This is a genomic window from Candidatus Cloacimonadota bacterium (genome assembly GCA_011372345.1).
Lineage (GTDB): Bacteria > Cloacimonadota > Cloacimonadia > Cloacimonadales > TCS61 > DRTC01.
The window spans coordinates 1-9,330 of record DRTC01000531.1; the positions used below are offsets into that span (position 1 = coordinate 1).

The 9,330-nt window shown below is 33.2% G+C and carries 12 protein-coding genes; all 12 read left to right on the forward strand.

Features of this window, described 5'->3' with window-relative positions; all coding sequences use genetic code 11:
* The first annotated feature begins 416 nt into the window (after positions 1–416).
* Positions 417–2,447 (forward strand): hypothetical protein, encoded by a 2,031-nt coding sequence (locus ENL20_10110; GenBank protein HHE38909.1) that lies wholly within the window; start codon positions 417–419, stop codon positions 2,445–2,447.
* A gap of 46 nt (positions 2,448–2,493) precedes the next feature.
* Positions 2,494–2,676 carry a hypothetical protein gene (locus ENL20_10115; GenBank protein ID HHE38910.1) on the forward strand — a complete coding sequence of 61 codons (183 nt, stop codon included), beginning with the start codon at positions 2,494–2,496 and terminating at the stop codon, positions 2,674–2,676.
* A 129-nt stretch (positions 2,677–2,805) separates the two neighbouring features.
* Positions 2,806–3,033, forward strand: a complete 228-nt coding sequence (locus ENL20_10120) for a hypothetical protein (protein ID HHE38911.1) — start codon at positions 2,806–2,808, stop codon at positions 3,031–3,033.
* A complete protein-coding gene (locus tag ENL20_10125) occupies positions 3,023–3,430 on the forward strand; it encodes a PIN domain-containing protein (protein HHE38912.1) in 408 nt (135 codons plus the stop codon). The genes ENL20_10120 and ENL20_10125 overlap by 11 nt, the downstream gene beginning before the upstream one ends.
* A gap of 408 nt (positions 3,431–3,838) precedes the next feature.
* On the forward strand, positions 3,839–4,732 hold the full coding sequence (locus ENL20_10130; protein HHE38913.1) for a DUF58 domain-containing protein: 894 nt from the start codon (positions 3,839–3,841) through the stop codon (positions 4,730–4,732).
* Between the two features lie 19 nt (positions 4,733–4,751).
* Positions 4,752–5,426, forward strand: a complete 675-nt coding sequence (locus ENL20_10135) for a hypothetical protein (GenBank protein ID HHE38914.1) — start codon at positions 4,752–4,754, stop codon at positions 5,424–5,426.
* A 171-nt stretch (positions 5,427–5,597) separates the two neighbouring features.
* Positions 5,598–6,743, forward strand: coding sequence for an acyl-CoA dehydrogenase (locus tag ENL20_10140; GenBank protein HHE38915.1), 1,146 nt, complete (start codon positions 5,598–5,600; stop codon positions 6,741–6,743).
* Between the two features lie 80 nt (positions 6,744–6,823).
* The gene (locus ENL20_10145) at positions 6,824–7,408 is read left to right on the forward strand and encodes an epoxyqueuosine reductase QueH (GenBank protein HHE38916.1); all 585 of its coding nucleotides are present in this window, start codon (positions 6,824–6,826) and stop codon (positions 7,406–7,408) included.
* Between the two features lie 38 nt (positions 7,409–7,446).
* Positions 7,447–7,659 carry a DUF2905 domain-containing protein gene (locus ENL20_10150; protein HHE38917.1) on the forward strand — a complete coding sequence of 71 codons (213 nt, stop codon included), beginning with the start codon at positions 7,447–7,449 and terminating at the stop codon, positions 7,657–7,659.
* Between the two features lie 10 nt (positions 7,660–7,669).
* A complete protein-coding gene (panB, locus tag ENL20_10155; protein ID HHE38918.1) occupies positions 7,670–8,476 on the forward strand; it encodes a 3-methyl-2-oxobutanoate hydroxymethyltransferase in 807 nt (268 codons plus the stop codon).
* A 202-nt stretch (positions 8,477–8,678) separates the two neighbouring features.
* A complete protein-coding gene (locus ENL20_10160; protein ID HHE38919.1) occupies positions 8,679–8,909 on the forward strand; it encodes a hypothetical protein in 231 nt (76 codons plus the stop codon).
* Positions 8,906–9,328 carry a PIN domain-containing protein gene (locus ENL20_10165; GenBank protein HHE38920.1) on the forward strand — a complete coding sequence of 141 codons (423 nt, stop codon included), beginning with the start codon at positions 8,906–8,908 and terminating at the stop codon, positions 9,326–9,328. The genes ENL20_10160 and ENL20_10165 overlap by 4 nt, the downstream gene beginning before the upstream one ends.
* The last annotated feature ends 2 nt before the right edge of the window (positions 9,329–9,330 follow it).

Below are 9,330 nucleotides of genomic sequence, written 5' to 3' on the forward strand. Positions count from 1 at the left end.
ATCCTGCCTGGAATGATAATGATGACTGGTCTGATCAAACTTTAGATGAATTCACTAAAGGTAGAGGATATCTCAATGCTGGTTTTGCTATCCATTTCACCGATTATCTTTCCGTAAATATCTCCTTTTATGACCTTCTGGAAAATCGATCTAAAACGAATGGCAGCGACAGAACCTTGACTCTTTTTTATAATATGACATTTTAAAATTTTGAAAACATATTAAGCAAGACTTGACTCGCAATGAACGAAGAGAATGTGAGTCGAGAATTGCGACCAAGCTATGACAGATTGTTCTCGACTCGTACTTCGTCACGAGTCGAGTCCAGTCCAATCTGAAGGCAAGACCTTACGAACTGTGTTCGGCTTTTGACGGATGGTTGAGGAAGGAGTTAAAATTCTGAAACATTTTCAAATATGCCAACAGGATCAGCCTTCCGTAATGATCGGTGTTTGGCATTTCAACCATGGCGAAGGTTAAAACCATTCGCAAGGTTTTACTTAGGAATATACTTAATGAATAACATCATCAAGTTCTCTTTATTGATCATCCTGGTAGCAGGATGTGCTTCTATTTCAAATAAAGAAAAAATACAGAAGATCGATTATGTACATGCACCGGATATGTTTTCCTCTGGAACATATTTTTCCCTGGCAGAAGCTGCCTTCCAGCAGAACGATTATGAATCGGCATATCTTCTCTATAAAAAGGCAGACGAAGCTAATCCCGATAATATTTATGTAAAAGAAAAAATGATCGAGCTTCTCGGAGTTTTATCATTTTTCAATCCGGAATATACTAAAGAAATTATCGAACTCGGAGAAGATTATTATGCTCGTGATCTTTATTCTGCTCAAATATTGATAAATCTGGCGGAATCATACAATCAACAACAAAAATTAGAGAAATCTGATAAATTTTTCCAATTAGCGATCGAGACCAAACCAACAATGCAGTATTATTTAGCGTATTATCTTTTCAGGAATGAACATTATCCTCCGGCTGATACGACTCTTCTGGCAAAGGCTCTGGAACTTCCCTGGAAAAACAGGGAAACTATCCTGGCAATTGCGGAAAGTTATAAAGAGCCAAATCCGAGCAGAGCAAAGGAAATATTTGAGAAAGCTTATCAAAAATGGGATGATGAAATAACTCTGAAATCGCTTATTACTTTTTATGAACAAGAAAAAAATGATGAAAAGGTCATGGAAATATTACAGAGAAGGATTGACGATAACAAGAAACTCGCAGATCCTTTCAAGACCTTTCTTATGGCAAAATATTTTTTATTGGAGAAATATCAGAAAATTGTTGATAACAGCAAAACATGTTTTGAAGTAAATAGCGAGGAAGTTTTACGATACCTCTTCTTCTCTGCTATTGATCTGGAAATGTATGAACTGGCAGTAACTGCAGGAATTGCCATAGAAGATACTAAAGCAATGAGGGAGGAGTTCAAATCCTTTTTCCATGCTTATTTCGGAGATGTTTATTTTCAGTTAAATCGAGATGATCAGGCTGTTGAATATTTCATCAAATCCAATGACATCAGACTTCTCCTGAATTTCTTCCAAGTTTATACTTTGCAATTTGATCCTGAAAAAAAAGAGAGATTGATCAATATCCTTCATAAATTCAGAGAAAATAATGAAAATAAAGAAATCGCTGATTTCCTCCTTGGATATTCCTTTGTTTTATTAGATGAACCGGAAGAAGCGGAAATGTACCTCGATAAACTCACCATTGATTTTTTAAAAGAAAATGATCTGCTTGTTACTACTGCTATTGCTTATCTGACAAATTCCCAAAATATACAGAAAGCAAGAGAACTTATTTATCAACAGCATAATCAAAATGTTTCTGCAAATGAAATTATCGGAATGTATTTTTATAATACCAACAACGATTCTCTTGCTTATGAATATTTTAACAAAGAGATCGAGGAAAATCCAAAACCCAAAGCAAATGTTTACATTTTTACATCTATGCTTTTAGAGAAAATGGATGATATTGAGAAAGCGATTTCAATATTAGATAAAGCAGTTGAAATCTATTCTGAAAATGCAGATGTTCTGAATTCTCTCGGTTATATAATTGCTAATCACGAGATAAAAGAGAAATTCGAATATGCGGAAAGTCTTTTGACAAAAGCACTGGAACTACAACCGGAAAGTTCAATGATCTGGGATAGTTTTGGCTGGTTACATTTCAAAATGGGAAATTTCAGAGATGCGATCAAAGCGATGGAACTTCCTCTGAAAGAAGGGATAATTCATAGTGAAATCGCTTATCATCTCGGTGAGATCTATTTCAAATTAGATCAACCGAAGCTTTCGGAGAAATTTTTCAGACTGGCAATAAATCTCGATAATGATGATAGTTCTGTTGAGCTTTCTAAAAAACAGTTAAAAAATGAACTGGGAATTGTTTTGAATGAGAAAGAGTAGTTCGGAACTTGTTCCGAAACCATTTAAACCTGAGAAAGGAGTATTCATGAAATTTGTATTCAATAAAAGAAATAAGATATTACTGATTTTAGCGATTGTTATGCTGATCATCGGTTATATTGTCATGGGAACAGGTGACAAAACAATATCTCCCGTAATTTTGATCATTGCTTATGTAGTTCTCATTCCGGCAGCGATCATGACCGGTGTTTCTAAAGAAGATGAGTAAACTGCTTTTGTTTAAAAATGCTAATCATAAAATCGGAGAAATTTCATAAATAAGAAACTGTTTTTCAAAAAAATAAAGTCCTAAAATTTTTCAGATTTGAATCGCAAAGAAAAATAATTGGAGGATCAAATGGAAGCGATCAGAAAAATTACAACCGTAAAGAATGGTATTATCTCTTTTAATGATTTGAATAAATTCAACAGCCAGGAAGTTGAAGTAATAATTTTTCCACTATTTTATGACAAATTAAAAAGAAATGAATCTCAAAAGAAAAAATTCTTAAAATTCAATGGCATATTCGCATCACAGCATAAAGATACATCAACTAAAGTAGATGAGTTGATTTATGGAAAGTAATCTACTATTTATCGATACAAGTGCTTTCTATGCTTTTCTCGATCATAGTGATGAGAAACATCAGGAAATTGCTGATATTTTCGAAAAACGAACAGAATATTTTGTGACATCGAATTATATTTTAGATGAGTTAATTACTCTTCTTCGTGTTCGTAAAATTTCACTGGTAAAGATTAAACCTTTTATCGAAGCATTGTGGAATAATGAAATTTGTAAAATAATTAGAATTACCGAAGAAATCGATTTCGAAGCCTGGTCAATGATGAAAAATTATGAAGAACATTTATTCAGCTTTACCGATTGTACTTCTTTTATAATAATGAAAAATTATAATATGAAAAAAGTGTGCACCTTGGATAAACATTTTCTAATTGCCGGTTTTGAAGTTGTCAGTTAAATGAATTTTCAATAATAATTGCTCTTAATTTCAATTAATCTTAAATCAAGTTTCGCAGTTATTAAAAAGGTCTTATGTCCAGAAAAATGAATTTGAATATGAATCACAAATATCATCTAACTAATAATACACGAGAAATTTATACCTTTTTTACAATTATTGATTTATCGAGTCTAAAAAATTACATAAAAACCATTGAAATGGTTAGGGATAATGTTTTTACTATTCTCATCACCACAATGAATTGTGGTGTTATTCTGATTAAATTTAATAGGAACTGTATTCTTTTTTTTCAGAACAACACCCTGATTTATCAGGGTGAAAGAACGATTGAATATGATGAACAGAACCGTTTAACGGTTTACATTCTTCTGTGAAACTTGAGTAATCTTAATTTGAAATAATTTTATGTCTAACAACAACCAATATCTCTCCGAAGAATTTTTAGCGACCATCGATAAATTCAATCTGCGTGCTCGTTTGATTGTCGAAGGTTTTATTATTGGTCTGCATAAATCACCTTATCACGGATTCAGCGTGGAGTTTTCCGATCATCGCCAGTATAATCCAGGTGATGCAATTCGGAAAATCGATTGGAAGGTATATGCCAAAACTAATCGTTATTATATCAAAAGGTATGAAGAAGAAACAAATCTGAAAGCTTATATAATTGTTGATCACAGCAATTCTATGGGATATGCTTCGGAAAAAATATCAAAGCTTGAATATGCCAAAGCATTTGCTTCTGCTTTGTCTTATTTAATGATCTCGCAACAAGATGCTGTCGGACTTCTGACTTACACCAACAAAATTACCAGCTATATTCCACCGCGTTCGATGAAAACTTATCTGAACATTATTTTTAAAGAACTAATCAATCTGGAAGCAAAAGAACAAACTCAAACTGCTGATGTTCTGCATTCTCTTGCTGACCGGATCAGGAAAAGAGGTTTGATCATCCTCATTTCCGATATGATAGATGATCCTGATAAAATCCTGCAGGGATTACAGCATTTCCGACATCAAAAGCATGAGGTTATCCTTTTTCATATCCAGGATAAACAGGAACTGGATTTTAATTTTAAGAAAGAAACGGAATTCATCGATGCTGAAACAAATGAAAAGATCACTGTTAATCCCTGGCAGATCAGGAAAGATTATTATAATGCTTACCAGAAAAATGTGACTTATCTTAAAACAAAATGTCACGAATCTTTTATCGAATATAATCCGATCACAACAGATACACCTTTTGAGCAGAACTTGCTGCAGTATTTGATCAAACGTTCAAAATTGATGTAATGCATGAATTTGAAAAATCATGAAGAAAATTCTAATCTTAAATTTGCTTTTACTTTTAGTTTTGTCCTGTTCACCGAATAAAACAAACGAGTTTCTAAATAAAAACAACTATAAAAAAATCGATCTTATCCAAAATGCTGAATTTGAGAAAAAGATTTACTGGGATCTCGAACTTGCTACTGTTTTCTTCAATTATGAAGATATTACAGATTTTATCCAAAACAAAATCGAAACTTTAGAACTAAAATACGAAACATCAGAAAAACTCAATGATTTTCAAAAATGTTTAGAACACCTGGAAGCTCTTTTTCTGCTCTCGAACCGGGTAGATTATTTTTTTTTGGATGTAGAACTTCTTGCTCCTAAAATCTTTAATTTATTTGAATCCGGAAATGTTAAGATTTTGGATAAAGGAACAAATAGATTTCAAAAAGAACTGCTTTTCTTCGATGAAAAAGAAGAATTTGAAATGCCGAATATTCCAAATAGAGACAATATATTTCTGCAGACTCATCGTTTAGTGATTTCACATACTTATCGTTATTATTGCCTTTCTGACGGAAAAATATTTTTTTCAACTCGTGATTATTTTAGATTTCCATATTTATATGATCCTAAAATCTATCCTGAGGTTTATGATTATCCTGATATTTTTGAAATAAATGCTAAATTTAATAAAATTTCTAAACAATAATGAGATTTATAAAGAGTCTCAAATAATCTTAAATAGAATATTTTGATAAATATCACAGAATAATTTTTATGCATATTCGTAACAATTAATGAATAAGCACGACACAAAACATTTAACTTGACTAATAATATCAGAAAAAACATTTGAAAAGTAAATTTAGATGGAGGTTATATGGATTATTTTTTCACTGAAGAACAGTTGGAAATAAAAGAAATTGCACGCAAAGTTGCAGAAGAAAAGATAAAACCGGTAAGAGCAAAATATGATGAAGAAAACGCTTTTCCCTGGGAAATCGTTGAAGTTTTTAAACAGACAGACCTTTTTGCAGTACTTGTTCCGGAGGAATATGACGGGATCAGCGGCAAGGTTGTCGATCTGGCGATCGTTACCGAAGAATTAAGCAGGATCTGTGGAGGAATTGGACTTGCTTTTGGAGCAACAGGTCTGGGAATGTACCCGATCCTGATTTCCGGTTCCGAAGAGCAGAAACAAAAGTATTTACCGGATATCGCTGCCGGGGAAAGACTCGCAGCTTTTGCTTTGACCGAAGCAAACGCCGGTTCAGATGCCGGAGGAATTGAAACAACTGCTGCCAAAGATGGTGATTTTTATGTTCTGAATGGAACTAAACAATGGATAACTAATGGAGGAGAAGCGGAAATCTATACGGTGTTTGCCCTCACAGATAAAACCAAAGGAGCTCGCGGTGCTTCTTGTTTCATAGTCGAGAAAGGAACCGAAGGATTTAGTTTTGGTAAAAAAGAAGATAAAATGGGAATCAGGGGCTCAGCTACGAGAGAGTTGGTATTTGATAATTGCCGCATTCCCAAAGAAAATCTGATCGGTAGAGAAGGAGTCGGATTTATGGTCGCCATGAAAACCTTTGATAAATCCAGACCAATGGTTGGTGCTCAAGCAGTTGGAATTGCCCAGGGAGCTTATGAGGAAGCAGCCAGATATGCTAAAGAAAGATATCAATTTGGTAAACCGATTTCTTCTTTCCAGTCTGTTCAATTTATGCTGGCAGATATGGCAACTCAAATCGAAGCTGCAAGAGCATTAGTGATGTCAACTTCCAGAATGATCGATGCCGGTATAAAAAAATATGCTAAAGAATCAGCAATGTGTAAGGTTTTCGCTTCGGATACTGCTATGAAAGTTACGACAGATGCAGTTCAGATTCTTGGCGGTTATGGTTATATGAAGGAATATCCGGTTGAAAAGATGATGAGAGATGCAAAAATCACTCAAATTTATGAAGGCACGAACCAGATCCAACGCTCGATCATTGCTTCCAATCTATTAAAGGAATTTTGATTCAATACCGAGAATAAAAAATCTACTCAAAACTCATTCCCAAATTGAATTTGGGAATGAGTCTTTTGTTCAATCAAAATATGACTAAAAAAATTTTGTTCCATATTTGCTGTGCATCTTGTTTTATTGCTCCATATTTTAATTTGAAAGAAAATACGGATTTTGATATTTGGGGATTCTGGTTCAATCCGAATATTCATCCATATCTGGAATATCAGAAAAGAATGGGATCAATGAAAGAGTTTGCAGAACAGGAAAAAATTCCCATGATCTGGAAAGATGAATACAACCTGGAAGATTTTCTGAGAAAAGCAAGTTTCAGGGAAAATTCCCGCTGTAATTTCTGTTATTACGACAGAATGAAATACACAGCGATTGTTGCAAAAAAAGGTAATTTCGATTATTTCTCAACAACACTTCTTTACAGTAAATTCCAGAAACACGAACTGATCAAAGAAATCGGAGGATCTCTGGCTAAAGAATACGGAATAAAGTTTTTTTATCAGGATTTTCGGGAATTATGGAAGCAGGGAATTGCTCTTTCCAAACAAAGAAAAATGTATCGTCAGCAATATTGCGGATGTATTTATAGTGAGAGAGACAGATTTATGAAGAAACAAGGAGAAAGGGACAAGGAACAAGAAAATTTTACTTCTCTCACTTAAGCTTGCACCTTTCACCTTGTTCCTTGCGCCTTTTTATTATGAAAGAAATTTCTACTATTCTGATAATTTTCGGAGTTTTAATAATCTTGATCGGATTATTGATGAGATACACTTCCATCTTGTCATTTCTCGGAAAATTACCTGGAGATATTCGTGTTGAGAAATCCAATTTCAAATTCTTTTTCCCGATCACTTCCATGATTATTATCAGTATCATTATTAATATTATTATCAGGATCTTTAAAAAATAACGAGGTTAAAATGCTGAACATCAGATCATTCAAAAAAATGAAACATGATCACGCAAAGATCGTGATGATCACTGCTTACGATTATCCTTCCGGAAAATATGTACAGGAAGCAGGAGTCGATATAATTCTAGTTGGAGACAGTCTGGGAATGGTTGTTCTCGGATATGAAAACACACTTAAAGTAACTATCGAAGACATTCTCCATCATACAAAAGCAACCCGCAGAGGAGCTGATAAGACTTTTATTGTTGCTGATATGCCGTATATGAGTTATCATCTTAATTTGGAAAAAACGAAAGAAAATGCATCGAGAATGATCATCGAAGGTGGAGCAAATGCTGTTAAACTCGAAGGTGGAAATCCGACCCGTTTAGAAGCGATCAAAGCGATCCTCGACTGTGAAATTCCGGTTTGTGCTCATTTGGGTTTAACTCCGCAATCGATTCATTCATTTGGTGGTTATGTTGTTCAAGGAAAAAATGAAAAGAATCATGAACGCATTCTCCAGCAAGCTTTGGAGATTGAAAAAGCAGGAGCATTCATGCTGGTTCTGGAAGGAATTCCGGAACAACTCGGAAAGGAAATTACGGAATCTCTTTCCATTCCTACTATCGGTATCGGAGCAGGAAGATTTTGTGATGGTCAAGTTCTGGTTTATCACGATATTCTCGGAATGGCAGATTTAAAACCGAAATTCGTAAAACAATTTGCTAAATTGTCAGAAGAAATCCCGAATTATATTAAAAATTACTGTGATGATGTCAAAACAGGGAATTTCCCAAAGGAAGAAAATGTTTATCTTCCTTTCAAAAAATAATTATAGAATAATGACAAAAAGGAAATGGAAAAAATAATGATGATCAGATATTAAGAATCGCTCTCAGAATCCAATGGCTCTAATCTATGAAAAATGAGAAATAAAATTGTTCAAAATGATCAGTTTTTTATTTTCCAAAGTTTCAATTGACTCTAATGAAAGGATAAAATAGTTAAGGAATAATGTATATGGAGGATATTATATGTTGGCTGTAAGAGGTATTTATAAAAATGGAAAATTAATTTTAAATGAAAAAATAAGACTGCCAAAGTTTATGAAAGTAATTGTTACATTTCTGGATGACATTCAAGAAAAAAATAATAATATAATTGATATAAATCAGTTTTCATTTGTACAAGCACAGAAGATTTTAGAAGATTATAAGGGTTCGCTAAGTGACTCTGTAATAAACGAAAGAAAAAGCGAATTATGATTGCATTTTTAGACACATCAAGCCTGATAAAACTTTATCACAAAGAACAAAATTCAGAACTGATTCTTCAAAATCTTCAATTAGTTAATACAATATATTTATCGGAACTTGCGAAATTGGAATTTCGTTCCGCTTTTTTCAGAAAAGTCAGAACAAAAGATATTGAAGAAGCAAAAGCAAAGGCAGTAATTTCTCTTTTTGAAAGAGATTCTGTTAAATTTGAATGGATAAATATTGATAGTATGCTAATTGACAAAGCAAAAGATTTATTATTTAAATATGGGAAAAAAGGATTAAGAACGCTTGATTCAATTCAATTTGCTTCCGTATTAATTTTACAGGAAAATGATTGCCTGTGTTTTACAGAAGATAAATTGCTTCAAGAATTATTTAAAGATGCAAATCTTAAAACTTATTAAAA

Bases quoted from the DNA above. Each gene is read 5' to 3' on its own strand.
- ENL20_10160 (HHE38919.1), top strand. From the start codon at position 8,679: ATGTTGGCTGTAAGAGGTATTTATAAAAATGGAAAATTAATTTTAAAT.
- ENL20_10140 (HHE38915.1), top strand. From the start codon at position 5,598: ATGGATTATTTTTTCACTGAAGAACAGTTGGAAATAAAAGAAATTGCA.
- ENL20_10165 (HHE38920.1), top strand. From the start codon at position 8,906: ATGATTGCATTTTTAGACACATCAAGCCTGATAAAACTTTATCACAAA.
- ENL20_10130 (HHE38913.1), top strand. From the start codon at position 3,839: ATGTCTAACAACAACCAATATCTCTCCGAAGAATTTTTAGCGACCATC.
- ENL20_10125 (HHE38912.1), top strand. From the start codon at position 3,023: ATGGAAAGTAATCTACTATTTATCGATACAAGTGCTTTCTATGCTTTT.
- ENL20_10135 (HHE38914.1), top strand. From the start codon at position 4,752: ATGAAGAAAATTCTAATCTTAAATTTGCTTTTACTTTTAGTTTTGTCC.
- ENL20_10110 (HHE38909.1), top strand. From the start codon at position 417: ATGCCAACAGGATCAGCCTTCCGTAATGATCGGTGTTTGGCATTTCAA.
- ENL20_10150 (HHE38917.1), top strand. From the start codon at position 7,447: ATGAAAGAAATTTCTACTATTCTGATAATTTTCGGAGTTTTAATAATC.
- ENL20_10120 (HHE38911.1), top strand. From the start codon at position 2,806: ATGGAAGCGATCAGAAAAATTACAACCGTAAAGAATGGTATTATCTCT.
- panB (HHE38918.1), top strand. From the start codon at position 7,670: ATGCTGAACATCAGATCATTCAAAAAAATGAAACATGATCACGCAAAG.
- ENL20_10115 (HHE38910.1), top strand. From the start codon at position 2,494: ATGAAATTTGTATTCAATAAAAGAAATAAGATATTACTGATTTTAGCG.
- ENL20_10145 (HHE38916.1), top strand. From the start codon at position 6,824: ATGACTAAAAAAATTTTGTTCCATATTTGCTGTGCATCTTGTTTTATT.